The following is a 26,298-nucleotide window of genomic DNA, read 5'->3' on the forward strand; positions in this document are numbered from 1 at the left end:
ACTATGATAATTTAAACGAGTCAGGTAAAGTGGCCTGACTTAAACAAACTGGTCTCCGATGAACTCGGGGCGATTCAGCTGTTGAAATTAAAATGTTATTTATTACTCATTAGCTAATGGCTGCTTTCATTCAAGTAGTCAGTAGTTACTACTTAATACATTGCATTTAAGGTAAATTTGAAAACAAACTCAATTGGCTATTTTATAATTTTTAATTGCTTAAAAATGCCAACAATTAACAACGCACTTTTTATTTAAGGTAAACCAGATGATCAAAACACCTTGTTTTACTCAATTTAATTTGATTAGTATCATGTTTCTATTTTTATTAGCCGGTTGCTCAGAAAGTGAAGTCAGCACGCAAAAACAAAACGAACCACGTGCGGTTAAACTAATAACCATAGGTGATGAGTCGCAATCAAAAACGCTCACCTACCCAGCCACTATCGACACTATAAAGAGCTCAAAGCTTGCTTTTCAAGTTAGCGGAAAGCTAGAAACGCTTAACGTTATTGCCGCACAAAACGTAAAAAAAGGCGATGTAATAGCCGTATTGGAACAACGAAACTTTATTAATGAGGTTAAGTCGAGCAAAATTCAGTTTGAAACCGCCGACAATGATTACCAACGTGGTTTAAAGCTCGCTAAAGATGGGGTTATTTCACAACGAGATATAGAGCAACTAAAATCTAAAAAAGAAGTAGCTGAATCACAATATGACTCGGCGCAAAAAGCACTATCTGACAGTAAAATTATAGCGCCTTACGATGCCATTGTTGCTGAGGTGCCAGTAAAGCAGCTTGAAAACATAAGCGCAGGTCAACATGTTGTTACTTTATTTGGTAAAGGCGAAATGGAAGCGGTGGTAAATATTCCCGCGTCTATTGTGGCCACGGTTGACTCTAAGCAAAACAATGTAGCGTCAGTTATTTTACAAGATGTATCGACTCCCCCCATTCCAGCAACATTTAGACGTGCCAATTTAGAAGCTGACTCTGCGAGTCAAACTTATGAAGTGCGATTTGCATTTGCTGTACCAAATAACCTTAATATATTGCCAGGTATGAATGCCAGTTTAAAACTTACACGTGAAGCCAGCTCAGCATCCACTCGTTTATTAGTGCCAACCTTTGCTATTTTTGAACAAAATGGTGAACACTTTGTATGGACGGTTGACGCTCAAACTATGCAAGCTTCTAAAACTCCCGTTACTATTGAAAATGGCATTGGAGAACAACTCATCGTCACTGACGGTTTAAGTGCTGGCGATGTAATTGTTGGTGCAGGTGCAAACTATGTAACTGAGGGTATGAAAGTACGTCCTTGGACTAAAGCATAGGAGCGCGGTAATGGATTTAGCAAAATGGACAATCAATAATAAATTAATTAGCACCATACTCATTATTTTAACTCTAGGGTTTGGTTTTTCATCCTATAAAAATATGGCGCGGTTTGAAGACCCCGAATTTATAATTCGCACCGCGCAAGTGTTTGTCTCGTACTCAGGTGCAAGCCCACTAGAAGTTGCAAAAGAGGTAACTGAGCCACTTGAACGTGCAATTCAAGAACTACAAGAAGTTGATACTATATCATCCACCTCATCTACAGGTTTATCTGAAATTAAAGTAGAGATTAAATCAGAGTTTTCCCCGACTAAATCTGAGTTGCAAGTTATTTGGACTAAGCTCAGAAACAAAATAAATGACACACGTCCAACATTACCGCCTGGTACTGGCACGCCACAAGTTTATGACGATTTTGGTGATGTGTATGGCTTGAGCTATTTAATAACCGCCGAAGGGTACTCACCCGACGAGTTACATGCCTACGCTAAAGATTTGCAAAGTGACATTTTACAAGTAGAGGGCGTAGCCAAAGTTGCTATGACAGGCGTGCAGCAAGAAGGCATATTTGTAGAAATAGCTCGTGAAGAGTTAGCCTCTTTAGGCGTGTCTATTAATAATATTTACGGCATTTTAGATGAGCAAAACGCTGTATTGAGCGCTGGTAACACTCAAATTGGCGATCAACGTATTTTTATCGACCCTACCGGAGAAATAAACTCCGTTGATACCATTAAAAATCTATTGGTTAGTGCCAGCGGTGAAGGTAAAACAATTTATCTTAAAGATATTGCTAATGTATACCGTGGCTTTCAAAGCCCTGCAACAAAATTAGTCCGCTATAACTCTAAACCTGCAATTTCACTTGGGGTTGCTAGTGTATTGGGTGCTAATGTGGTTAAAGTATTTGACCGCGTTGATGACAAAGTAAAACAAACTGAGAACCTCAGACCGCTGGGTATCACAGTTCATGAGTTTTACCACCAAGGTAAAGTAGTACAAGATTCAGTCGACAACTTTGTAGTGAATGTTTTAGTCGCACTGGTGATCGTAATGGTTACCCTGCTGCTATTTATGGGTTTGCGCTCAGGAATTATTATTGGCGCCGTATTACTGCTAACTATTTTTGCGACCCTTGCTACCATGGATTTGAGCGGCATACCCATGCATCGAATTTCTCTTGGTGCGCTGATTATCGCGTTAGGAATGATGGTTGATAACGCCATAGTTGTGACCGAAGGGATTTTAGTTGGTACACAAAAAGGCCGTAAAAAGTTAGAAATTGCTAGCGAAGTCGTCAAGCAAACTAAATGGCCACTACTGGGGGGTACTTTGGTAGGCATTGTTGCGTTTGCGCCTATTGGTCTTGCTCCAGGTGATACCGCTGAATTTACCGGTCATTTATTTTGGGTTATTTTAATCTCCTTATTATACAGCTGGTTATTTGCCATTACCCTAACTCCCTTATTTTGCTATTGCTTGTTTAAAGAGCAAGATAACGACACCTCAGGCTCAGCAAAACCAAATAAACTCATGGCGTTATATCAGTCTGTTGTGGTTTCGGCATTGCATCACCGCTGGCTTAGTATTGCCATTGTGGTTGCCACTTTCAGTGTGTCTATGTGGGGATTTCAATTTGTAAAATCAGGTTTTTTCCCAGCTTCTACTACACCGCAAATGGTGGTTGATTTTTGGCTACCACAAGGTACCGATATTGAAAAAACCAAAAAAGATATGCTCAAGTTAGAGGAATTTGTAAAGCAACAAAATGGCGTTGAAGGTATACAAACGCTTATTGGTGGCGGCGGTCTTCGCTACATGCTTATTTATGGTAGTGAGTCACCAAATAGTTCTTATGGGCAAATTTTAGCTAAAGTCGATGACTACAAAAAGCTAGATCAACTTTTACCTACCGTACAAAATTACATTGACGATAACTTTGTCGATGCTCAAGGCAAAGCATGGCGCTTTGTGATGGGCCCTGGTGGGGGCTCTAAAATAGAAGCCACATTTAAAGGCCCAGACCCAGATGTATTAAGAGAGCTAGCTGCACAAGCAAAAGGAATATTAATTGATGATGGCGGCGCTCTATCAATTAAAGATACATGGCGACAACGCATTAGTGTTATTGAGCCACAGTATTCTGCCATTAATGCACAGCGCGCTGGTGTAACGCGTAAGGCAGTTGCTGAAGCCTTACAGCAAAATTTTTCGGGGCAAATCGTTGGGCAGTATCGTGAAGGTGAAGAGCTCATTCCTATTATTGTTAGAGCACCACAAGCTGAACGTGTCGACATAAACGATATTGGCAACATTCAAGTACAAAGCAATATCACTGGTGAAACACTGCCCCTTGCGCAAGTAACCAATGGGTTTAAAACCGTCTGGCGCGATGGTATTTTAAAGCGTGAAGACCGCGAATGGACTATAAAAACCCAAGCCGATCCACTACCAGGTGAACTAGCCTCAGAGTTATTTAATCGGGTAAGGCCTAAAATAGAAGCCATTGACCTACCTCAAGGGTATCGACTTGAATGGGATGGCGAATACGGACAATCGAAAGAATCTAACGAAATGCTGGCCTCAACTATTCCGCTGGGCTTTTTAGCCATGGTGCTGATTGTTATTGTGTTATTTAACGCTTTAAAACAACCAATTATTATTTGGCTTGTCGTGCCATTAGCCTTAATTGGTGTTGTTTTTGGACTGGTAACCACACAAATTCCACTAGAGTTTATGGGCATATTAGGATTGCTATCGCTCTCTGGTTTGTTAATTAAAAATGCCATTGTATTAGTAGATCAAATGGACATAGAAATTCGCCAAGGTAAAGCTGCATATAATGCCATTATCGATTCGGCAAATAGTCGGGTAAGACCGGTAATGATGGGCACACTGACCACTGTATTAGGGGTTATTCCACTGTATTTTGATGCATTTTTCCAATCAATGTCTGTGGTTTTAGTGTTTGGATTACTGTTTGCTACCCTGCTGACTTTAATCGTGATACCCGTGCTATATGCTATTTTTATGAATGTTAAACAAAATCAGTAAGCGAGTAATTAAGCTCTAAATTGTAGGATTCGGTTAAACAATGTTCTGCTTTGACCGGATCCTTATTATACTTTAGTCAAAACTACAGTTAATTTAATAAACTTTATAGTAATTCTCATCCTTTATAATTATTATATAGTTACAAAATGTTTTCGTTTTGAAATTCAATAATAACACTTACTCCACGGATACTTTCATGCCAATAAAACGCTTACTGATCCTCTTTTTATCTTTAGCGTTTAGTGAAGCTGTTATTATGCTTTTTTTAGCCGCATTTGTTACCCAGTTTACCGGTGTTTGGCTTTCAGTAATATTAGATTCCAGCCTTATCGCGTTAGTAGCGATTGTCACTACCCTTTACTTATTTCGCGATAATGACTTTGTAACTCACCAAAAGCTCAGAACTGAGTTCCTTATTATAAAAATAGCTATGATTGTGTTCACTGTTGAAGCAATCATAATGTTTGCCTTTAATTTTGATGCTCTCATGTTAAAACAATGGCAAATCATGCTCATTGACGGCTTAATTTTAAGTAGCTTAAGTGTCTCGCTTATTTATTTATTCGTAATTAAATATGCTTTTTCATTAAACCAATCACATAACACACAAAAAAACACGACAAAACTGACTAGTTCATTGGCCTACTTTTGCTCTGCGGTATTGTTATATATCGCCTTATATATGTTTTACCAAAGCCAATTACAAACACGTATTAATAATGTTATACAACATGAAAAAAATGAATTAAAACAAGCAAAAAAAGCTTTTTTACAACAACTTAATCATGCCTCTCGTGACTTGCTGATTTTAAGAAACAATCATCATTTTAAAGATCATGACATTTTGAGTTCGGTCAATAGAGCTCAGCTAGAGCAAGACTATGCTAACTTTATTTCTATTAAAAACTTTTATACACAAATTCGAATTCTTGATCTAACAGGTAAGGAACTATTAAGGGTGCATAGAGACAAGCACAATGTTGCTATAGTCTCAGCAGAGCAGCTACAAGACAAAAGCCATCGTTACTATTTTAAACAGGCTATAAAAATGAACCCGTCAGCTATTTTTATTTCCCCATTAGATTTAAATTTTGAAAACGGTGAGATAGAACGCCCTTTCAAACCAATGATACGTTTAGCTTCTGTGCTAATGGGACCCAAAGGGACTAAAATAGGGTTACTTATCGTCAACCTTGAAGGAGCTCACTTACTTAGCCAATTAGACAATATCTCAAAAAATTCATCAGGCAATATTATGCTGCTTAATAAAGACAGCTATTGGTTATTTGGAGCTACCAATAAGCAATGGTCATTTATGTTTGCTAACAGACCGCAACACCGTTTTAAAGATCAGCAGCCACACATATGGCAAAGCATGCAAACCCAAGCGAATGGAATTATTGAAAATGAAAACAATGTTTATATTTATGAGCACTTAACTTTATTAAACGACATGTTGCTCCCAAATAATATCGCTAATAGCCTAATAAACAGACCCGAATGGACATTAATAAATAAAGTCCCGCTGGCTAAAATAGAGAGTGAGTTTAGTAGCTTAAAGAAACTTATTATCGCTCTTTATCTTGGTATTATGACGTTAATGATATTTGTTATTTATACTTTTGCCATAAACACAATTAAAAGAAGAAAATATCAAGCCAAAGTAGAAAACTATGCTTATTTTGACAGTTTAACAGGGCTTTATAACCGCCGTATTTTTTTGGAGCAGCTTGATTTAGAAATCATAAAAGCAACGCAGCTTTCCTGCCCTTTGGTACTTATGTACCTTGATTTAGATTACTTTAAACCCATCAATGATGAATTAGGCCATGGTGCAGGTGATGAAGTTCTTAAAAAGGTGGTGATTCGCATCAAAAGTTGTTTACGACAACAAGACATTATTGCGCGCATTGGGGGAGATGAATTTGCAGCAATTCTTCCTCAGTTAAACGATAAAAAAGCAATAGCGGATATTGCAGAGCGAATTATCACAAGTATTAACACCCCCTTTACTATTTTTGATCAGCAATGCAGCTTAGGTATAAGCATTGGTATTGCAACCAGCGCGTCAGAAACTCAAACCAGCATTAAGCTTAAAACACAGGCAGACCAAGCACTTTATGAAGCTAAAAACTCTGGCAGAAACTGTTATCGCTTTTCCAAATAAACATTTTAAATTTAGTATTTTATAAATTTAAAATAAGCTTTGAAGCGAATACTTTTTTAAGGCATTAATTATCACTTTAAGTTCTAGCTTTAGCGATTAACATAGTTGGAGTTTTATTATATAGTGGGGTTAAGAATTCACTGCATAGTAATGCATTAAGATTCATTCATTAAATTAACTATTCAAATTTATCAAATAAATAACATATCAAGTGCAGTCTATGTGTCTTCTATTTAGTCATACAAACAATAAATGTAAAAACAGCTTTATTTCAAATCAAAATTTTAAAAACGAGGCATTCTCATGTTATCAAAACGCATAATTCCTTGTTTAGACGTAAAAGACGGCCAAGTCGTTAAAGGCGTTAAATTTAAGGGCCATGAGGTAGTCGGCGATGTTTTAACACTTGCTAAAGCCTACAGTGAAGCCGGTGCCGACGAACTGGTATTTTACGAGATCAGTGCAAGTGTTGAAAAACGCTTACTCGATGTTAATTGGGTTGAAAACATTGCCCGCCATATCGATATTCCATTTTGTGTAGCCGGTGGTATTAAATCGGTAGCCGATGCAGCTCGTGTGCTTGAACGTGGCGCTGACAAAATCAGTATTAATAGCCCTGCAATTGCGCGTCCAGAGCTAATTAAAGAATTACATGATGAGTTTGGCAAGCAGTGTGTAGTTGTTGGTATTGATAGCTTTTACGATGAAACAACCGGTGAATACTTAGTGTATCAGCTTACTGGCGATCCTAATGCGTCAAGCCGCACCCGATATAAAACCGAAGAATGGGTTAAACGCGTACAAGACTTAGGCGCTGGCGAAATCGTTTTAAATTGTATGAACCAAGATGGTGTTCGCAACGGTTACGACAACGAGCAACTAAGCAAAATACGCCAGCTGTGTGATATTCCTTTAATCGCCTCAGGCGGTGCAGGCAGCATGCAAGATTTTGTTGATGTATTTCAACAAAGCCAAGTAGATGGTGCGCTCGCAGCCAGTGTTTTTCACAAAAACGTGATTAACATTGGCGAACTAAAACAATTTTTAATCGATAACCAAGTGGCAGCAAGACTATGCAAGTAACCTTAGAAAACCAAACTCAAGTTGATTTCGCTAAAAGCGAGATGATCCCTGCCATTGTTCAAGATGCCCGCTCTGGCGTAATTTTAATGCAAGGCTTTATGAACAGCGAAGCGCTTGCTGTCACGCTTGAAAGTAATAAGGTGACTTTTTATTCGCGTTCTAAATCGCGTTTATGGACCAAAGGCGAGTCATCAGAAAACTACTTAAACGTGGTCTCTGTGCATACAGATTGCGACTACGATTCAATTTTAGTATTGGCAAACCCAGAAGGGCCAACATGCCATTTAGGCACGCAAAGCTGTTTTGGCGATGCTGCAAAACCAAGCTTAAGCTTTTTAGCGCAACTTGAAGATGTGATTGTTGCACGTAAAAATGACGATCCAGCTAAAAGCTACACCGCGTCTTTATTTGCTGAAGACTTAAGCCGCAGCTGCCAAAAAGTAGGTGAAGAAGGCGTTGAAGTGGCGCTTGCGGCAATGAAACACGACAACAATGAGCTTACTAACGAATCGGCTGACTTGTTATATCACTTAATTGTGTTACTACAGCGCCAAGGCTTAGAGCTCACCGATGCAGTTACTTGCCTACAAGGGCGTCATAAGTAAAACCGCCTGTTACTGTGTGCGCTATTTTGTGGCGCACTCAGTATGTTAAAACCATAAATTCACTTTAAATTACACCTTGCGAATAGCATTTACTCCTTCCCTTGGGTATTCTTTAACTAGGGTCTGTTGACCTTTGCGGATTAAAATTTGTTCAAACTAGGGGCGGTTTAATCGCGGCGCGAGGTTTGCAACCTAGTGGGCTAAGTCAAAACCGAGCAACAAAGAGTAAATCGCCCCTAGGCAGAACCCGAAGGGCAGCGCCTGTTTGGCATTGATGCTGCGTTATCACCTATTTATGGGGAATAACCACACTACATAGGCTCTGCCTTGCCTAAATACCAAACAGACTGCTGCAAATTCAACCTTGAAAGGTCAATAGACCCTAATGTTCAAGGAATAGCTATTACAAAAGGATAGCGCATTATGAAAACCTATATATCGCTGGTATTAACTGGCCTAATTTTATCTGGCTGTTGCAGTTTAACCACTGAGCAAAAAGCTAAACTAGATAACCTAACTCCCTGCGAAAAAATGGATGGGCTGATTGCCGCCTATGACAATCGCTTTGAAGCGTTAAAAGACACCAAAGTAAAAACACCTTATTTAGATGTGTGGAGCGCAAAGTACAACGTATTTGGCAATAACTGCCAAGTAACCAGCTTTAACAATCAAACCGTGACCTATCGCTGTCAAGAAAACTACAAAGACCAACAACAAGCCGTTGCCATGCATCAACAAGCCGTTGAGCTCACTCGCCAATGTTTAACAAAAAATAGCAACTGGTTAGAAACACAAAAAGAGTCGGAAACCTCTCTGCGTACCACCTTTGTACTTGATGACAAGTCACCGGTTATTTCTGTTTATACCAGCAAAACCTTATCAAAAATTAAAACCTGGTCGACCTCGTTAGAAGTAGGAAAGCCCGTCGCCACTAAATAATAACGAGAGAATGTATGCGCCACTAAATAATAACGAGAGAATGTATGCGCCAAACACCCAGTAAACAATCCACTCATTTAAAAACAGACTGTATCGGTGAATGTTATAGAATGAATAGCTACTGTACTGGGTGCGGGCGCACAAGTGACGAAATATTCGACTGGATTATTTTAACCGATGAGCAAAAGCAAGCTATATTGGCCTCCCCTCGTGTAGACGCCAAAAAAGACTAGCTTGAATTTATAACTATTAAGGCGCATTACGTTGTGATGGGTCGCGTTTAAAGTCTTTGCTTAATTGCTTAGGGTCTAACGCTTCACGTTGTTTGCTAGCACCTTCTGCCCACCAAATTAATTGATTGAATGTGCGCGAAAAATAGCTATCCCACGATGTTTGCTCTGCCGCATTGTTTGCTTCACCACTTTCGATAAACACATCTTGCGCTTTTGGTACATGGATCATAGCTGATACCGGTAAGCAACCTAGTTCACTTAAAAAGCTGCGCATGCCAACAGCAGCGCGTACACCGCCCCATTGCCCTGCAGAATAGGTCACAATCGCGCTGGGTTTATAGCCAAATAGAGAACTTCCAAAATGGTTTAGCAAATTAGCGAGTGCCGGACTCATAGAATGATTATATTCAGGGCTTACCATAACAAAGCCATCGCTGGCTTTAATTTTTGCAGCTAAGGCATTAAGCGACTCTGGCGCATCGCCCTGTGCGTAAGCAAAATGCGGCTTAAAGATAGGGTCTAAATCATAATCAAGCGGATCAATAAGCTCTACTTCATGCTCAGAGTAGTGCTCAAGCAAACAACGCTCACATGCTTTTGCTACTCTTTTCCCTAAACGCGCAGGCTTAGGTGGAGTAGTTTTTCTAACCGAACCGAGAAAAATTAATAACTTCATGTAACGGCACTCCTTTTTGATTACAAAAATAAATACCTCAAAAAAATCTGAGGTATTTAACGTACGATTTAGGCTTTATCGAGCGCTTGGCTTACATCGGCAATAATATCGTCAATGTTTTCAATACCCACCGATAAACGAATTAAATCGCGGCTAACGCCCGCATTGGCCAGTTCTTCATCATTTAATTGGCGGTGCGTAGTAGATGCTGGATGACACGCCAGAGATTTAGCATCGCCGATATTCACCAAACGTAAAATCATGTTTAGAGCATCAATAAAGCGCGTACCGGCTTCAAGGCCACCGGCAATGCCAAAACTTAAAATACCTGACGCCTTACCATTGGTAATTTTTTGGCTCATTTCGTTATAGGGGCTTGATTTTAATCCCGCGTAATTAACCCACAGCACCTTAGGGTGGCTCTCTAGGTATTCAGCAATTTTTTGCGCGTTTTCGCAGTGGCGATCCATTCGTAAGCCTAAGGTTTCTAGGCCAATTAAAATATCAGATGCGTTTTTAGGCGCAAGCGCCGCACCGGTATTTCTAAGTGGTACAACGCGGCAACGACCAATAAACGCCGCTTCAGCAAACGCATCGGTATACACTACATTATGATACGACGGATCAGGCTCATTCATCATCACAAAACGGGTGGCATTGGCTTTCCAGTCAAACTTGCCCGAATCAACAATCATACCGCCAATAGCGGTACCATGCCCGTTTATATACTTTGTCAGTGAATGAACCACTATATCAGCACCTAGCTCAAATGGGCGACATAAGTACGGGGTAGCCACGGTATTATCAACAATAAGCGGCACCCCTTTACTATGAGCAATGTTAGCTAAACGCTCAATATCGACAATATTCCCTGCAGGGTTTCCAATTGATTCACAAAATACTGCACGGGTATTTTCATCAATCGCGTTTTCAAAGGCGCTAAAATCATCAGCTTTAATCATGCGAGCTTCAATACCTTGACGCGGTAACGTATGAGCAAATAAGTTATATGTACCGCCATATACTTGGCTAGTGCTTACAATATTAGTGCCCACTTCACATAAACATTGAATCGCATAGGTAATGGCCGCCATACCCGAGGCCACCGCCAGCGCACCAATGCCGCCTTCCATCGCAGCAATACGTTGTTCAAGTACCGCATTGGTCGGGTTCATAATGCGGGTATAAATATTACCCGGCACTTTTAAATCAAATAAATCAGCGCCATGCTGGGTATTATCAAAGGTGTACGAAGAGGTGTTATAAATCGGCACCGCCGCCGATTTAGTGGTGGCTTCAAATTCATAACCATGGTGCAACGCTAAAGACTCAAGTTTCATAATTTATCCCTTCAATATAGTTACACCTAACGTAGCATTTAATGGTTACAAAGTGCACATGAAATATACTAAAGAATGTTGAAGGAAATAGATTGAATACTGTATTTAACAAAGCGTTCAAACTACCGTTTGCTCATATATTCAAGAAAATGAGCTGCGAGCGCATTTTCTCTTTTATTGAGAGTTTGAGTGATAATAAAAAATTATATATAGCAATGTGTTAAGTTATTTGGTAAAAATGATTTATAAAATACATGAGCGTATTGTCGGCAGAAATATGCGCGATGAGCGCACTATTAAATTGTTGAACTAAGCCGCTACGCGGAGATCCTATTCTGACCATTTGAGCCACACTTACCTTGGGGTTATCCCATAACTTGGAGGTAAGTCATGAATACACTCATTGAACAAGTCAAAACTGAAATAGCCTATCGTGGTTATTCGCAAAGTACCTGTAAAAGCTACTGTGAACATTTACTAAAACTCAGTCATTATTTTAATAGACCACTCGATTCGATTACTGATGACGAACTTAACGCCTTTTTTAACGATCCCGCTATTCGTAAACTGTCTAGAGCAAGCCAAAAAGTACAGATAAACAGCATTTGGTTTTTGTTTAAGAATATTTTACACCGGCCATTGAACTTAGATGTCGCATTGCCAAAAGTGAAGTCGCGCGCACCCACCTATTTATCACGTGATGATATGCGGCGGCTGATAGAGAGCTGCACGGATGATATGCGACTAAAAACGTTAATAGTGGTGTGTTACGGGTGTGGTTTACGTATTGGCGAGCTGTTGCACATTAAAGTGCAAAACATAGATGGACAGCGTAAAACCATTTTAATTGAACAGGGTAAAGGAGATAAGTCACGCTATGTTGTTGTATCAGATAGCGTGCTAAATCAATTACGTTGCTATTGGAAAATGTATCACCCAACGGGCTGGATGTTTTATTCACGATGGTTAATGGATAAACCCATGTCACCCTCAAGCTTCAGAAAGGCATTGAGAAAACATACACAAGCGTGTGGCTTAAAGCACTGTAATCCACATACTTTACGCCATGCTTATGCAACACACCAACTTGAATCAGGTATGCCACTTCATCAACTGCAACATCAGCTTGGCCACAGTGATATTAAAACCACACAAAGTTACTTACATTGGTTACCAGAGTTAGGTCATGGCGGCATTGATTTGCTTGCGAGCTGGAGTAAACAATGAACGCCTTACACCTCGCTGATATTTTAAACTCAAGCCTTGAGAGTTATCGCCAACATCATACGGTGAGTTATCAACAACTGCGCGTGTGTCAGCACCTTCAATCATGCAGAACGGGTCAGCTCGGTTATCAAGCATGGCAATGTGATAGCTGTGGTGAGTCACAAAAGATTGGATGTAGTTGTCGAGACCGTCATTGTCCGCGTTGCCAAGGCATGGCTACGGCTAAGTGGGTGCAAAGGCAGCAAGAGGATTTATTACCGTGTCGGTATTTCCACCTTGTTTTTACGCTCCCCCATGAGTTGAATATCATTGCGCACTATAACCCAAACGCGTTGTACCAGTGTTTATTTAAAGCCGCATGGCAAACGCTGAACAAATTTGCGAAACGAAAGAGGCATGGTCAGTTAGGCATGACAAGCGTACTGCATACATGGGGGCAAAACTTAAGTCAGCATATCCACTTGCATTGTTTGATACCCGCAGGTGCACTTGAAAAAACGCACTGGCATGAAATAGAAAAAGGCTATTTATACCCCGTGAAAGCGTTATCAACAGTCTTTAGAGGTAAAATGCTGGCGGCGCTCAATGAATGCGATAGTTCATTTACGAAGATAAACATGCCAACCAAATGGTGTGTTTATAGCAAAGCCTGTTTAACGTACAGTGAAAATTTAATCACACATAGGTAAAGTGGAGAAGCTAAAGACAGAAAACGTAACACTAATACCGCATTGGCCTTGCCAGCATTGTAAGGCAGGTATCTTGCGGTTAATTGGCGTATTCCAGTTATATGAAACAACGACCAAAGTAGAGCGAACGAGTTAGCAGCTAGGTAGCTGCTTAAAATCAATTAGTTAACCTGCTTAACTGCTCAGGCTAGCGGCCTCTGTACGTGTAAAAAATATAATTGCTTATTAAGGCAAATTGAGGTGTAATGAATACATAATAAGCGCTGAGCAATGCAGGGAAAGCATACATAACACTAGCTAAGCTGATTAAATCAGCTAGGAAAGTGAGAGCCTCCGAAAAGCAAATTCCCATAGCATAAACAACACCAACTCTGACACACCGAGCAGGTAGCGGCTCAGTCCAACAAGCGACACTGCAACACAAACAGCGTGTCGCATAAATACTAAAATGTTATAAACCACAAGGAGAGTTCATTTGAATATCAATGCTACTTTGTACGGCCAATTTGTAATCATTTTCGCGCTGATCATGGGCGCACTATGCTATTACGTAGCTCGTCGTAAAATGCAAAAGCCAGCGGCTGCGGGTTTACTCGGTGCTGTTTTGTCACTTATTCCAATCTTTAGCGTAATTTATCTATTCATACTGCTGTTTAAAAAAGATGTTGGTTCAGCATCGGCGGCAGTAAGTGAGTAAGGTGGTTTATAACAAGGCCAGTCACGGCGACGTCTTTTCCGCTGCGGCTTCACCTTCACTACAAAGCCGCGCATGCTGGCGGCGTTATATCTCTAATGTAAGGATCCAGTTTGAATCAAATTAAAGCTATCTCAGTCTCAATTATGTCTGGATTAATTCTAGGTTTAATTGGCGTACACTTGATGGGTTATATAGCTGCAATTGCAATACCCAAAGAATACTTTTTGTGGTTTGAGGAAAATCTATTTATCGAGCTTGGATTTTTTATATTAGGACTGGTAGAACAATTTTTGGGCTTTGGCATCTTGGCTCTAATCACGGGATATATTTTGGGTAAAGTTACTTTATCTAACTGGTTAGCTTATAGTCTAATCTGCTATGTTTCAGTCTTGTTTTATTTTTCGGTAGGTTCCGCTTTAGTATACGGTAGTCCTATATCAAATCCGTTTGCAGGAATATCTAGTTTATATTTCTTACCATCGCTAGTTTTACCTGCTTGTTTATTGATGGCATCTTATATGGCGTCTACGAGATATAACAAGTGACTGAAAGGAGATTATCAGTGCATGTCATGCCTCTTGCTTTCGCAACCGCCACGCCATACCCTGCTAACTCTTTAATCAAGCGTTAAAAGTACAAGGAAATTTATGAGTCTGTGTCCTCGCTGTGAACATAAAATAGATGTTTTCAGCTTTTCTTTATCTGCATTCCCGTTTTATTTTAAATGTGCCAATTGTCAGTTGAGATTGAAACTTATCAGCTCAAAATTATTCTGGGCTATATTTTTATTGTATTCGACAGTCGTGTTTAGATTGATAATGTATATTCAGATTCTCAGTGAGTACGGTTTAGGCGTAATATTAGCCATATTAGGCTGGTTCTTTGTTTACTATAAATCGTCACCTTACATACTCAGCAAAGATAACGTTGCACTATATGGCAGTGACTAGCTAAAAAAAGCTTTGGTTTACATCTTCCTCTAAAAGCGTAGCGCCTCTTCGCCCTCTTTGTGCATAAATCACTAAAAGACCTTATTTAACAAAGAGAAGTGGATGGGAGGCTTCGGGCTACGAGGCGCGAGTAAAATGCTAATGCCCATAAATACGCGATATAAAATCGCTGCTACGAAAGACATTTACTGCTAAAAACAGTTTTTTCACCATAGAGAATCCCTAGGCGCTTTGCGCTGCACAGAGATGGATTGATATCTTTTAAGTATTTCTCTGTTAACTCTGTGTTCTCGATGGTAAATGCTTATTTAGGCTTAACTCTGACGCGATATAAAGCCGCTGCTACGAAAGACATTTACTGCTAAAAACAGTTTTTTCACCATAGAGAATCCCGAGGCGCTTTGCGCTACACAGAGGTGGATTGATATCTTTTAAGTATTTCTCTGTTAACTCTGTGTTCTCGGTGGTAAATACTTATTTAGGCTTAACTCTGACGCGATATAAAATCGCTGCTACTAAAGATACTTACTGCTAAAAACAAATTAGCTCCCCCCGCAACCCAAACCTCGTAGCTCTTAGCCCGAAGCCTGTACCTTAAGTTAAATTAATCAGAAAATGTTTAAACCAAAAAAGGCGCTTCCGATTAGGGTAAGCGCCTGTTTGTTATTTTAACTGCTTTTTATTTTACGATTTTCATTTCGTCTAATAAGTTTTGTGCGTTATCTACTTTATCCATTACCCACAGCATGTAACGTGAATCTACATGGATTGAGCGATTTAGCTCTGGGTTGTAATCCCAATCACCAATAATGCTTTCATACACACCGTCAAACAGTAACCCTACCAGCTCAGCTTTACCATTAAGTGTTGGTGAACCTGAGTTACCGCCAGTCGTGTCAACGTTTGATAAAAAGTTAACCGGTACGGTATTCATCCCACCTGTGTAATCACCATAAAGCTTGGCTTTAATTTGCTCTTGCAGCTTTTTAGGGGCATTAAATGGGTCAACATCGGTGTTTTTAGCCAGTAACCCTTCAAGTGAGGTAAACGGCGTGGCCACTAAACCATCTTGCGGAGAATACCCGCCTACCGTGCCGTAAGTTACACGTAATGTGCTATTTGCATCGGCGTAAACCGGTTTGTTTTGCGCTTTGTTGAAGGCAATAATCGCACTCATTAACTCTGGGCGAGCGGCTTGTAACTTACCTGCAAGGGCTTTTGACTTATCTTCCTCAGCTTTCATTACCGTGAATATGGCTTTTGCATATTGCATGAATGGGTCTTGGCTTTGATTTAATTGGCTAAGCGTTTGCTCAAATAATGAATTACGTACAATTTCGTTATCAAGCGTTGATTTAGCGTACATTTCATCAAGTAATGCACTTTGTTTTGCTTTATCAAAACCGTTTTCTAAAGCAAAAGCTTTATCAATTTCACTAAAACGCTCTGCTTTAGGTAATGCTACATATTGCTCTAAAAAGTGCAGTAATATAGCTTTATCTACGTTTGCATCAAAGCGACGTGACATACGCTCTAAACCCGATTTAATACGCGGTAAATCACGTTCTTGATAACCCGATTCACGCTCGCTATTTGGCTTTTGTTTTTCATAAGCTAAACGGTATAAACGACGTGCCGTGCTGATCATTTGTGAACGGTGAACATAGCCTACCATACGGTCGCGCTCACTGTGCCCTTGCGATTGTGCAACAAGTGCTGATAACTCATTAAGTACATTACCGTAGCGCTGTTTACGCTCGCTATCGCTGTTTATCCAGTTTGTAAGTTCTTGTTCAAACTGCTTTTTACGCTCAAACATGGTGCCTTTTTTAAAGCTTTCGATCATCGAACCATAGTTTTTAATGTAGTTGTTATAACCAGCTATGGTGCTTTCGTAAGCAATACGTGCTTTGCTGCCATCTTCTGAGTTTTCTTCAATCAGTGACACGTATTTAGTATTGTGCATGCGCGCTTTAGGGTAACTGTCGTTAAATACATAATCGATCTCTGCCGCAATACGGTAACGATTGGTTCGTCCTGGATAGCCAGTCACCATGACAAAATCACCCTCTTGCACGCCTTTAGCACTTACACTTAAGTAAGACTCAGGCACGTACGGTACGTTGTCTTCGCTGTACTCTGCTGGTTTGCCGTTTTTACCTACATAGGCGCGGTAAAAACCAAAATCGCCTGTGTGACGCGGCCACATCCAGTTATCGATATCGCCACCGTATTTACCTACGCCCATAGCAGGTGCATACGCTAAACGTACATCTTTAATTTCCAGCGATTTAATAAGGTAAAACTCTAAACCACCATGAAACGAATATACATTACAACGGTAGCTTTCATCGGCTTCACACTGTGCAACGAGGGCTTTTTGATTTTTTTCTAACGCATCGTAGCGTGCTTTTGCACTTAGCTCGTTAGTGCCGCTAATTACTTTATCAGTCACGTTGGTCACTGTTTCTGTAACGTACACACGCGAACCTGGCGCAGCAGGTAAATCTTCAGCCGGTGTTTTTGCTAAAAAGCCGTTTTCAAGTATGTTGTTTTCAGGTGTTGAATTATATTGCACTGAGCCATAAATACAGTGATGGTTAGTAACAACCAGCCCCTTTGGCGAAACAAACGAGGCTGTACAACCGCCTAAGCTAATAACCGCATTCATTGGAAATTCGGTTAATTTTGAAATTGAATCAACACTGATTTCAAGGCCTTTGGCTTTTAAGATTGATTCCAGCTCTGGTAGCTGATGAGGTTGCCACATACCTTCATCGGCATTGGCCGCAGAAGAGAGTGCCAGTGAACAGGTTGCTACCAAAGTGGCAACAAGAGGTTTTAAACGCATTATAGAATCCCTTTTATTATTGAACCTGCAGATTACTCATTAAGTATGAGTAAGGTCAACTGCGCTGAGATAAATTGTTACAATATAGCGCCCAATAAACAAAAAAGGAGCTAAGCTCCTTTTTTAACTGTTGATGATGCGTTGTTTTATTAATCTTTTTTCACATCGTTTGGATGCGCAACACCCATCCATGCTTTAAATAATGCTTTTTGCTCATCAGTGGCATTTTTATTCGCAACCACTTTTTTAGGTTTGTCGAAATCTTCAGACAACACAAGCTCAGTCGCCATTAAGGCATCACGACGAATAAAATCAACAGTGACTTTATCGCCTACTTTAAAGGTTTCTAAGCTGGCTGTTAAGTCTTTACCTACATGCTTTTTATTAATAGCGACGAGTTTATCGTCGGTGGTTAAGCCGCCTTGCCATGCTGCACCATCGCGGCGTACATGGGTAAGCGTAAGTAACTCGCCAGTATTTTTAGTAAATGCATCTAAGCTTGGTGTGGCCTTGGCTTTTTCTGGTAATTCAAAGCTTAAACCTACTTTTGCTAGCAGTGCATCAAAATCAAGGTTGGCTGGTGAGTCAACATTTGCCTGCCACCACGCGCTATAATCACGCCCTGATAGTTGTTTTAAAATAGCCAGTACGTCTTGCTCAGTAAACCCTGCCGGTAATTTATGCTGCTTATAAAGTTCGTTGTGTACGTCTTTATAGCTAATTTTACCTTGGCTATTTTCAAGTAGGTCGATATCTAACGCCATCGACAATAATGAACCTTCAAGGTAAATATTAGTGCTGTAGTTACGTGCGTGATCGCCGCCTTGGTTTATCCATTTATCAAAACTGGTTTCGCTGGCACTTTGCACTTCACGCCCCGGTGTTGTGAGGTGGCGGTTAATGGTTTTGCTTAATACTTTAAAAAATTCATCGGTGGTTTGAATACCCGAACGCACTAATAAATGATCTTCAAAATAGCTGGTAGAGCCCTCTGCTATCCATAGCAATTTTGAATAATTAATATTAGTGTAGTCATAGGGCGCAAGCCCTTTTGGACGGTACGCTTTTACATTCCAAGTATGTATAAACTCATGAGCTGCAGTACTTATAAAACCTAAATAGTCTTCACGCTTAGCAAAGCGGTCGCGTGGGCGCTGAATAATCGTTGAGTTTAAGTGCTCAGTTGCCCCGCCTGCGCCTGATGTAGCGTGTACCATAAATACATAACGTTCATACGGGTAGCTGTCCCAAATCACATTGCCGGTAGCCACTAGCTTTTTCAAATCAGTTAGCATCAGTTCAATATCGTAATTACCCTCACCCCATACCACCAGTTCGTACTCACGACCATTAACTTTAAATGTGCGTAGCTCGTTAATACCGGTTTCGATTGGCGAATCAACTAATACATCGTAATCACTGGCTTTGAAGCTGTGCTTATTTTTATAATTTTCCATGCCTGACACAGAGCGCCATGCTTTGGGGACGTTTAATTCAACCGTTACTGGCTCTTGGCGAAATGATTCGCTAAACATAAAAAAGCCTGATGCATCAATAAAGGCATGGCTGTCGTCTATATGGCGGGCACGTTTACCTAGCTCATTGGCATAGACTTGGTAATCTATATTTACTTCAGTGGGTTCATTTAAATGAACACGCCATGTGCTGTGATCAATCTTTTCCCACTTTAATTCATTACCTTCATCATCACTGGCTTTAAAGTAGCGAACGCCATTGGCAAGATTTAAAATTTCATAACGACCAGTGCGCCATGCTGGAAGTTTCACATCTAAGAAAGACTGCGCCGTTTTAGGAAATTCTACGTTCACATCACCTAAATGATGCTCTGGCTGAGAAATGTTTAAAGCGTAATTAACGTCGGCAAATACCGGTGCTGAACAGGCAGCTAAAATTGATAAGGCAAGTAGCTTTTTCATAAAGGCTCTTTTTATATAACGTATTGTTGCCCAAGGTTAACAAGACCCATTTTAAAAGTGAATTAAAAGCGATAAATACACTTATATTTAAGATCGTTCGTATTTTGTTGCTAGGGTCTGTTGACCTTTCAGGATTAAAATTTGTTCAACCTAGGTGCGATTTAATCGCGGCGCGAGATTTGTAACCTAGTGGGCTAAGTAAAAATCGAGCAACAAAGAGTTAATCGCACCTAGGAAGAACCCAAAGGGCAGCGCGCGTTTGGCATTTATGCTGCGTTATCGCCTATTTATGGGGAATAACCACACTACGTAGGCTCTGCCTTGCCTAAAAACCAAACGCACTGCTGCAAAATCAACCTCGAAAGATAAACAGACCCTAAAATCATTAAGTTTTTGATCTCATACCTACTATTAATATGTTTTTGTTGTAAACTAAAACAATAAAGGTATTAAGATAATGGTGTGTAGGTGTCTAGGAGCTCCAATACGGTGGAACAAAAACTAAAGCAAGCAATCGACAGTAGAAAAGTAATAGAAAGTGCTCGCCAACATCAAGTGAGTACCCTTTCTAATTTTGCAGCTAAGTTATCTTTAAGCTGTAAAGGACTTGATATTGAGCTTGATAACCGCCTAGCAAAGTTCCGTAGCGCATTAAACAAAGGAATGGATTTTGAAGACTTCTCTCCTTTGATAGATGATATTTTGGCCTTGCTAAAAAATCAGGAAGCGATTCAACTAGCGCATCAACGCGACCTGTTAACCAGCGTACAAAATGCAGGAAAACAGTTACAACAAACGAAAGGCCTGCCTGACGAAACCCGCAGAACGCTGCGTCATTTATTAGATAACCAACTTGACGATATACAATCGGTGCATGGGTTTATCCCAATATTAAACCAATTGATCACCTTTTATCATCAAGCTTTAATTGCTAAAAGCAATAATACCTTTAAACCACCCAATTTAAGTGTGCTCACTGAAAAGCTGTTTAAATTAGTTAGTGAGCTCGAACTAGAAGAAGAAGCCAACGAATCACTGTATTTAATAAAAAAACGCATTGCTAAAAATAAAGCCGTTGACCAGCTACTTGATGCCGCAATAGATGTGATTACTTTAATTGTTAAAAGTTTTCACGTTGAGCGTGAATCAGCGCAAAGCTTTTTAGCTTCATTAAACCAAACACTTGAAGAGCTGCATCGCTCATTGGTATCAACCAGTGAACACTCTCAATCGATGAATGTTGAATTTGACTTAATAAATAAACGCATTGGTGAAAAACTAGAAAGTCTAAATACACAAACAAAAAATGCGACCTCAATCACAGCGTTAAAGCAGCTAGTTGAAAACGAGTTACGCTCACTCAGTGCAGATATTTTAGAAAAAGAACAACTCGAACAAAAAGATCGCAGAATTTTAGTTGCCAGCTTTACACAAATAAATGAAAGAATTAATAGCTTAGAAAACAAAGTCAGTAACTATAAAAAACGTTTAAATGAGCAACGATTTAAAAGCTTACTCGACAGCCTGACAAAACTGCCTAATCGCGCGGCATTTGATGAGCGTTACAACTACGAAATTAATTTATTTAACGAACAACCCTCAGACATAACGCTAGTTGTTATAGACGTCGACCATTTTAAATCAATCAACGATCGATTTGGCCATACTGCGGGCGATATTACTTTACAAGTTATTGCCAAAGCGTTGCAAAAGTCGATTAGGCAATCAGACTTTATTGCACGCTATGGCGGCGAAGAGTTTGTGCTATTAATGCCACGCACTTCACTTGAAAACGCGACAGCGCACCTCAATAAATTAAAACAGTCTATTAAAAAGATACCGTTTAAATTTAAAGACAAACAAATTGAAATTACTGTTTCGATAGGCGCAACCCAATTTAAAGAGGGAGATACCCCTCTAAAAGCATTTGATAGAGCCGATCAAGCTTTATACGATGCTAAAAATTCAGGCCGGGATCGTCTGTGCATTAGTAAATAGTGTTATGCATTTCTACCTTTGAGTACAAGGCATAATTACGCAGTAAATTTACCCAAGAAGTTTCAAGGAGAATGCCGATGCTAATACAGTTAAACCCAACAGGGGTATTAGATTTATTATCGCAGCTAGAAGTAGACCTACTAGAACAGTCATCAACAAGCGAACGCTACAGGTTATTCAGAAATTGTGTTTTAGCTGTGCTTAATGTAGGCAGCCATACCGATGTAAGTAATGATATATACGAAAAACATAAAGATTTTGATATTCGTTTGGTAAGCCGTGAACGCGGTATTAAAATTGAATTAGAGAACCCGCCGCAAACGGCCTTCGTTGACGGGCACATAGTCACCGGCATACATGAGCATATATTTTCGGTTATTCGCGATATCTTATTTATTTGCCAAAAGTATGAAAAAAATCTCAAAGAAACTAAAGCCATTACCCACATGGTTTTTGACATGCTTAGAAATGCCGACGCTCTTAGAGTAAATAGTGAACCTAACATGATTGTATGTTGGGGTGGCCACTCTATTAACGAAATAGAATATAAATACACTAAACAAGTAGGTTACGAATTAGGCTTGCGCGGGTTAAATATTTGTACTGGCTGTGGTCCTGGTGCAATGAAAGGCCCGATGAAAGGCGCCACTATTGGTCATGCCAAACAACGTATAACTAACAACCGCTATTTAGGTTTAACTGAGCCCAGTATTATTGCAGCTGAGCCACCTAACCCAATTGTGAATGAACTGGTTATTTTACCCGATATTGAAAAGCGGCTTGAGGCCTTTGTTCGCACCGCTCATGCCATTATTATTTTTCCTGGTGGTGCAGGCACAGCTGAAGAACTATTGTATTTATTAGGCATTTTGTTACACCCTGAAAACGAAAAGCAATGTTTACCTGTTATTCTTACCGGTCCAAAACAAAGTGAAGCTTACTTTGAGGAGCTGTGTCAATTCATTCAAATGACTTTAGGCGATGCAGCCCTAGATAAATTTGAAGTAATTATTGATGACCCTCAATTAGTAAGTCAAAAGTTAAAGTCGGCAATGAATGGTGTACGCGAATACCGTAAAAGCCAAGGGGATGCATATTACTTTAACTGGACCTTGAAAATAGACAGTGATTTTCAGCAACCTTTTTACCCCTCTCATGAGGCTATGGCGTCGCTTGATTTGCACCTTGATCAACCCAAACAACAATTAGCAGCTAATTTACGCCGTGCGTTTTCGGGAATAGTGGCGGGAAATGTAAAAGAAGAAGGTTTACATGCGATTAAAAAATACGGCCCGTATGTCCTCAGTGGCGAGCCTGATTTAATGAAAGCAATGGACACACTTTTACAAGCGTTTGTAGAACAAGGTAGAATGAAGCTCCCTGGCAGTAAGTATATTCCTTGTTATACAATAAAAGCGTGAGTTTATAATTGAATCCCCATTTACTTCTTATTGATGCGCTTAATTTAATTAGACGCATCTATGCTGTTGATGCTAACCAAACGCATCACAGCGACGAACATATGTTAAAAGCATGCTGCGCTCGAGTAGCACATGCCTGCAAAAAACTCATAACAACCACTAATGCAACCCATGCAATTGCTGTATTTGACGGCGATAAAAGTTGGCGCTATCACTTTTACAAAGATTACAAACATTCGCGCGCCCCGATGCCACAAACGTTAAAAGAAGCCTTGCCACATTTTAAAGCGGCCATTGAAGAAACCGGCATTGTGGTATTTGAGCCGACTAACGATGAAGCCGATGATATTATTGCAACATTAGCCCATAAAGCCGCCAACAATCAGATAAATAATACTATTGTCTCTACCGATAAAGGGTTTTTACCGCATTTAAATGAGCAAATTGAAGTGTATGATTACTTTAAAAAGCAACAGCTCACACAGCAGCATATCCAAGAACGTTTTGGCGTAGCACAACACAAACTAATAGACTTTTGGGCTCTGGCAGGAGACAAAACCAATGACATTCCAGGTGTTAAAGGCATTGGTGTTAAATCGGCGCAACAATTGGTGAATCAGTACAACACTCTCGAAGAGGCATTAAGCGATGAATCATTAAGTGCGCGCTTACAAAAAAAGCTTGCTGATGATATGGATATGTTTGTTATTTCTAAACAACTGGTGAGTTTGCGTACTGATATCCACTTAGGCTTTAGTTTAAAGCAGTTAAGGCTTAATTAGTCGCAAGTTAATGGCACTGAACGATCGCAATACGTATACTAGTAATAGTTATCTTGGTCTGGGTAGGCAATGTTTAAGAAGTTTTTTAGGTATTTGATATTGGGATTAGGTTTATATGCATTAATAGCCACGTCGGTTATTATGTTTTATAAAGACGATCCACAAGCAATGATTTGGCAAGACCGCGAAGCATTCAATAAACGCTATATTGAAAAACTGCGCTTAGAAGATACTTTTACGCTAAATGCTGTGCTTGAATATTTAGGCAGCCCAGATTTAACCTACGCCAAGCGCGATGGTGAACAGGTGTGGCAAGTTTTATTTTATCGTACACAACATAAAACCTCGGATGGCATTACCACCATGGATGAATGTACCGGGTTATTATTTAAAAACGGCCAACTAATAATGTGGGGCCCAAGTGCTTATGAAAAATACCTTGAACAAAATGATGGAACAATTTAATGGAAGCACCACTGTCGGGTAACCTAAACAAGCTACTCGAAAGCACACAGTTGCTTTTAAGTTCACATAATAATAAAAACCAGTGGCATACTTTTTATCCGATTGTTTGTAAACTTGCAGAGCAATACGCAGCGTTATATAAACAAAACCCAGCAGCGTTACAAGCTCAGCTCAATTTGTATAAAACACACTATAGCTTTGCAACCAATGTAGTGGTTAATCAATGTGTTTTAACTTGTGCATTAAGTGCTAGCCAAAATTACGATAAACACTTAACAGAGCTTTATATCAGTGCCTCATTGGTGGAACACCTTTGTGTTGCTGATCAGTTGAATAAACTAGCCCAACAGCAAACATTTACTAATACCGACACTAAAATGTGGCAGTTACGCCATAAACTCGCTGCCAAAGTGATATTGACATCACAACAACCAGCACATCAAATTGCCCATATTTTAGCTAAACTAGCCAAATACAAACACGCATTATTAAACACGCCTAAAATCATGCTTTATGACGGTGCCAGTGTATTGGTTGCTTTGGCAAATATTTTGGCGCTTAACGTAACCTGCAACGCAAAACAGCAGCATATTAGTTTTTATAAAGCAGTAGCTGATTTGTACATAAGAACCCCCAACTCATTTGCACAGAGACTATTAAAAGACTTAGTGGCACACGTTGGACAATATGTACCAGGTAGCCAAGTGGTTTATGCGGACCAAACAATGATTTATTTGGCTACAGATTCGGCAGGCCGTCATATTATCGTTAATAATGCCAATACAAAAATGGCCTGGTATCGAATAAAAGCATCATTAGAGGATGACTCAAAGGCATGGCCGTGTAATGACGATCGCTTGTTTTTAAAAGTTTGGGACAGTGAATACCTGCATATTGTTCATAAGAGTGACAATACACAGTCCGCTTTGTACGAATTAGTTAAACGAATAAAAAACCAACAAAAGTACAATTACAAAGCATTAAATACATTACTTACCCCTTATCCTAATGTTATAAAATCAGTGTGCCATGCAGTAAAACAGTATAATAAAGAGCTGCAACCGGCAAAAGATTTAAGGCATAGCTTGTCTATGGTGGGTTACGATAAGGCCCCTGCGATTATTCAAGGCATGGTTTTCGAGCAGTTGGTAAATAGTATTGCCCATCCTTTACATACATTTTTGTGTACCCGCATGGGTTGTTTAGTCAACATTGTAGAGCTGTTAGTAAAACACGATAAAAATTTGCAAAGTGAACGCATTAGTTTGAGCCTATATGCCTATTTATATTATCTATTAATTAATTACAGCCCAGAAGTTTCTAGAAAAATCACCCTAGACCAAACACCGAATAAATCCTTAGATACGCCAATATGCACATTTTTTGGCATAAACAATGTTGATACCCCTCATTTAACTAATGAGCTTAATGAATTACTTAGTAGCGACCCCTGGGCAATAGCGTTATTAAAAGCTGAAACATTGCCTAAAAAGCAGCTCGATGATAGCGCTAAGTTGTGGGCAGCTTTAAAAGTTGTAGCCCAGCGCGTACTTAAACCTAACCAGCCATTAACAGCATGGCAACAGCAGATATTAAATCAACAACTCACCCGCCATGGCTGGAAAAGTGAGGCCATTTTTTATCAATCCCTGCAGCAATTAGGTCTGCACAATAGTATTTAGCTGACTTATTATAATTATAAATTTAATTTATACCCTGTATTTGCAGTATAAACTGGCAAAATGTTCAATAAATTGGTATAAATGCCGGCTTAAATTTAGCACCCCTGTCATATAAGTAGTCTAAACTCTGTGAGTATTTTTTATTTATGTGTGTATCCA

Annotated in this window: 21 protein-coding genes; 17 read left to right on the forward strand and 4 right to left on the reverse strand. The window is 39.8% G+C overall.

Annotation, left to right across the window (positions count from 1 at the left end):
* Nucleotides 1–268 precede the first annotated feature (268 nt).
* The 7 genes from MTN97_RS10465 (at nucleotide 269) to MTN97_RS10495 (ending at nucleotide 9,424) form a co-directional block, all read left to right on the forward strand.
* Complete coding sequence (locus MTN97_RS10465; protein ID WP_248474345.1) at nucleotides 269–1,339, forward strand: efflux RND transporter periplasmic adaptor subunit; 1,071 nt, start codon at nucleotides 269–271, stop codon at nucleotides 1,337–1,339.
* Nucleotides 1,340–1,349: 10 nt separating this feature from the next.
* A complete protein-coding gene (locus tag MTN97_RS10470; RefSeq protein WP_248474346.1) occupies nucleotides 1,350–4,397 on the forward strand; it encodes an efflux RND transporter permease subunit in 3,048 nt (1,015 codons plus the stop codon).
* Between the two features lie 196 nt (nucleotides 4,398–4,593).
* Complete coding sequence (locus tag MTN97_RS10475; RefSeq protein WP_248474347.1) at nucleotides 4,594–6,564, forward strand: diguanylate cyclase domain-containing protein; 1,971 nt, start codon at nucleotides 4,594–4,596, stop codon at nucleotides 6,562–6,564.
* Between the two features lie 303 nt (nucleotides 6,565–6,867).
* On the forward strand, nucleotides 6,868–7,647 hold the full coding sequence (gene hisF, locus MTN97_RS10480) for an imidazole glycerol phosphate synthase subunit HisF (protein ID WP_109874959.1): 780 nt from the start codon (nucleotides 6,868–6,870) through the stop codon (nucleotides 7,645–7,647).
* A complete protein-coding gene (gene hisIE / locus MTN97_RS10485) occupies nucleotides 7,638–8,252 on the forward strand; it encodes a bifunctional phosphoribosyl-AMP cyclohydrolase/phosphoribosyl-ATP diphosphatase HisIE (protein WP_248474348.1) in 615 nt (204 codons plus the stop codon). The genes hisF and hisIE overlap by 10 nt, the downstream gene beginning before the upstream one ends.
* Nucleotides 8,253–8,675: 423 nt before the next feature.
* On the forward strand, nucleotides 8,676–9,191 hold the full coding sequence (locus tag MTN97_RS10490) for a hypothetical protein (RefSeq protein WP_248474349.1): 516 nt from the start codon (nucleotides 8,676–8,678) through the stop codon (nucleotides 9,189–9,191).
* A 44-nt stretch (nucleotides 9,192–9,235) separates the two neighbouring features.
* On the forward strand, nucleotides 9,236–9,424 hold the full coding sequence (locus tag MTN97_RS10495; protein ID WP_248474350.1) for a DUF1289 domain-containing protein: 189 nt from the start codon (nucleotides 9,236–9,238) through the stop codon (nucleotides 9,422–9,424).
* 16 nt (nucleotides 9,425–9,440) lie between these two features.
* Here the strand turns inward: MTN97_RS10495 and MTN97_RS10500 are convergent, their stop codons facing one another.
* Nucleotides 9,441–10,100, reverse strand: a complete 660-nt coding sequence (locus MTN97_RS10500; RefSeq protein WP_248474351.1) for an NADPH-dependent FMN reductase — start codon at nucleotides 10,098–10,100, stop codon at nucleotides 9,441–9,443.
* Nucleotides 10,101–10,168: 68 nt separating this feature from the next.
* Complete coding sequence (locus tag MTN97_RS10505; protein ID WP_248474352.1) at nucleotides 10,169–11,440, reverse strand: O-acetylhomoserine aminocarboxypropyltransferase/cysteine synthase family protein; 1,272 nt, start codon at nucleotides 11,438–11,440, stop codon at nucleotides 10,169–10,171.
* 390 nt (nucleotides 11,441–11,830) lie between these two features.
* On the opposite strand from MTN97_RS10505, the gene MTN97_RS10510 reads away from it, so the two are divergent.
* From MTN97_RS10510 to MTN97_RS17915, 5 genes are all read left to right on the forward strand, one after another.
* Nucleotides 11,831–12,667: a tyrosine-type recombinase/integrase gene (locus MTN97_RS10510; RefSeq protein WP_248474353.1), complete on the forward strand. Its 837-nt coding sequence runs from the start codon at nucleotides 11,831–11,833 to the stop codon at nucleotides 12,665–12,667.
* Nucleotides 12,664–13,356 (forward strand): transposase zinc-binding domain-containing protein, encoded by a 693-nt coding sequence (locus tag MTN97_RS10515; protein WP_248474354.1) that lies wholly within the window; start codon nucleotides 12,664–12,666, stop codon nucleotides 13,354–13,356. The genes MTN97_RS10510 and MTN97_RS10515 overlap by 4 nt, the downstream gene beginning before the upstream one ends.
* Before the next feature lie 475 nt (nucleotides 13,357–13,831).
* Nucleotides 13,832–14,053 (forward strand): hypothetical protein, encoded by a 222-nt coding sequence (locus MTN97_RS10520; protein WP_089368207.1) that lies wholly within the window; start codon nucleotides 13,832–13,834, stop codon nucleotides 14,051–14,053.
* 110 nt (nucleotides 14,054–14,163) lie between these two features.
* Complete coding sequence (locus tag MTN97_RS10525) at nucleotides 14,164–14,598, forward strand: hypothetical protein (protein ID WP_248474355.1); 435 nt, start codon at nucleotides 14,164–14,166, stop codon at nucleotides 14,596–14,598.
* A gap of 273 nt (nucleotides 14,599–14,871) precedes the next feature.
* Nucleotides 14,872–15,003, forward strand: a complete 132-nt coding sequence (locus tag MTN97_RS17915; RefSeq protein WP_282447362.1) for a hypothetical protein — start codon at nucleotides 14,872–14,874, stop codon at nucleotides 15,001–15,003.
* Nucleotides 15,004–15,682: 679 nt separating this feature from the next.
* Here the strand turns inward: MTN97_RS17915 and MTN97_RS10530 are convergent.
* Both MTN97_RS10530 and MTN97_RS10535 read right to left on the reverse strand, forming a co-directional pair.
* Entirely contained in the window at nucleotides 15,683–17,854 is a 2,172-nt protein-coding gene (locus MTN97_RS10530; RefSeq protein WP_248474356.1) for a S46 family peptidase, read from the reverse strand.
* 149 nt (nucleotides 17,855–18,003) lie between these two features.
* On the reverse strand, nucleotides 18,004–19,791 hold the full coding sequence (locus MTN97_RS10535) for a M61 family metallopeptidase (RefSeq protein ID WP_069439714.1): 1,788 nt from the start codon (nucleotides 19,789–19,791) through the stop codon (nucleotides 18,004–18,006).
* Nucleotides 19,792–20,280: 489 nt separating this feature from the next.
* Here MTN97_RS10535 and MTN97_RS10540 point away from each other — a divergent pair, with 489 nt between their 5' ends.
* The 5 genes from MTN97_RS10540 (at nucleotide 20,281) to MTN97_RS10560 (ending at nucleotide 26,139) form a co-directional block, all read left to right on the forward strand.
* On the forward strand, nucleotides 20,281–21,789 hold the full coding sequence (locus MTN97_RS10540; RefSeq protein ID WP_248474357.1) for a GGDEF domain-containing protein: 1,509 nt from the start codon (nucleotides 20,281–20,283) through the stop codon (nucleotides 21,787–21,789).
* A 77-nt stretch (nucleotides 21,790–21,866) separates the two neighbouring features.
* Nucleotides 21,867–23,210, forward strand: a complete 1,344-nt coding sequence (gene ppnN / locus MTN97_RS10545; RefSeq protein ID WP_248474358.1) for a nucleotide 5'-monophosphate nucleosidase PpnN — start codon at nucleotides 21,867–21,869, stop codon at nucleotides 23,208–23,210.
* 8 nt (nucleotides 23,211–23,218) lie between these two features.
* A complete protein-coding gene (xni, locus tag MTN97_RS10550; protein ID WP_013463270.1) occupies nucleotides 23,219–23,992 on the forward strand; it encodes a flap endonuclease Xni in 774 nt (257 codons plus the stop codon).
* Between the two features lie 69 nt (nucleotides 23,993–24,061).
* Nucleotides 24,062–24,457: a DUF3192 domain-containing protein gene (locus MTN97_RS10555; RefSeq protein ID WP_069439711.1), complete on the forward strand. Its 396-nt coding sequence runs from the start codon at nucleotides 24,062–24,064 to the stop codon at nucleotides 24,455–24,457.
* Nucleotides 24,457–26,139 carry a hypothetical protein gene (locus MTN97_RS10560; RefSeq protein WP_248474359.1) on the forward strand — a complete coding sequence of 561 codons (1,683 nt, stop codon included), beginning with the start codon at nucleotides 24,457–24,459 and terminating at the stop codon, nucleotides 26,137–26,139. The genes MTN97_RS10555 and MTN97_RS10560 overlap by 1 nt, the downstream gene beginning before the upstream one ends.
* Nucleotides 26,140–26,298: the final 159 nt, after the last annotated feature.

The organism is Pseudoalteromonas sp. 2CM36K, from assembly GCF_023161865.1.
GTDB lineage: Bacteria > Pseudomonadota > Gammaproteobacteria > Enterobacterales > Alteromonadaceae > Pseudoalteromonas > Pseudoalteromonas tetraodonis.

Excerpts from the sequence above, each read along its gene's own strand:
- MTN97_RS10475 (WP_248474347.1), top strand. The coding sequence starts at position 4,594 with ATGCCAATAAAACGCTTACTGATCCTCTTTTTATCTTTAGCGTTTAGT.
- MTN97_RS10515 (WP_248474354.1), top strand. The coding sequence starts at position 12,664 with ATGAACGCCTTACACCTCGCTGATATTTTAAACTCAAGCCTTGAGAGT.
- MTN97_RS10470 (WP_248474346.1), top strand. The coding sequence starts at position 1,350 with ATGGATTTAGCAAAATGGACAATCAATAATAAATTAATTAGCACCATA.
- hisIE (WP_248474348.1), top strand. The coding sequence starts at position 7,638 with ATGCAAGTAACCTTAGAAAACCAAACTCAAGTTGATTTCGCTAAAAGC.
- hisF (WP_109874959.1), top strand. The coding sequence starts at position 6,868 with ATGTTATCAAAACGCATAATTCCTTGTTTAGACGTAAAAGACGGCCAA.
- MTN97_RS10505 (WP_248474352.1), bottom strand. The coding sequence starts at position 11,440 with ATGAAACTTGAGTCTTTAGCGTTGCACCATGGTTATGAATTTGAAGCC.
- MTN97_RS10500 (WP_248474351.1), bottom strand. The coding sequence starts at position 10,100 with ATGAAGTTATTAATTTTTCTCGGTTCGGTTAGAAAAACTACTCCACCT.
- MTN97_RS10530 (WP_248474356.1), bottom strand. The coding sequence starts at position 17,854 with ATGCGTTTAAAACCTCTTGTTGCCACTTTGGTAGCAACCTGTTCACTG.
- MTN97_RS10560 (WP_248474359.1), top strand. The coding sequence starts at position 24,457 with ATGGAAGCACCACTGTCGGGTAACCTAAACAAGCTACTCGAAAGCACA.
- ppnN (WP_248474358.1), top strand. The coding sequence starts at position 21,867 with ATGCTAATACAGTTAAACCCAACAGGGGTATTAGATTTATTATCGCAG.
- MTN97_RS17915 (WP_282447362.1), top strand. The coding sequence starts at position 14,872 with ATGTATATTCAGATTCTCAGTGAGTACGGTTTAGGCGTAATATTAGCC.
- MTN97_RS10490 (WP_248474349.1), top strand. The coding sequence starts at position 8,676 with ATGAAAACCTATATATCGCTGGTATTAACTGGCCTAATTTTATCTGGC.
- MTN97_RS10495 (WP_248474350.1), top strand. The coding sequence starts at position 9,236 with ATGCGCCAAACACCCAGTAAACAATCCACTCATTTAAAAACAGACTGT.
- MTN97_RS10555 (WP_069439711.1), top strand. The coding sequence starts at position 24,062 with ATGTTTAAGAAGTTTTTTAGGTATTTGATATTGGGATTAGGTTTATAT.
- MTN97_RS10510 (WP_248474353.1), top strand. The coding sequence starts at position 11,831 with ATGAATACACTCATTGAACAAGTCAAAACTGAAATAGCCTATCGTGGT.
- MTN97_RS10535 (WP_069439714.1), bottom strand. The coding sequence starts at position 19,791 with ATGAAAAAGCTACTTGCCTTATCAATTTTAGCTGCCTGTTCAGCACCG.
- MTN97_RS10465 (WP_248474345.1), top strand. The coding sequence starts at position 269 with ATGATCAAAACACCTTGTTTTACTCAATTTAATTTGATTAGTATCATG.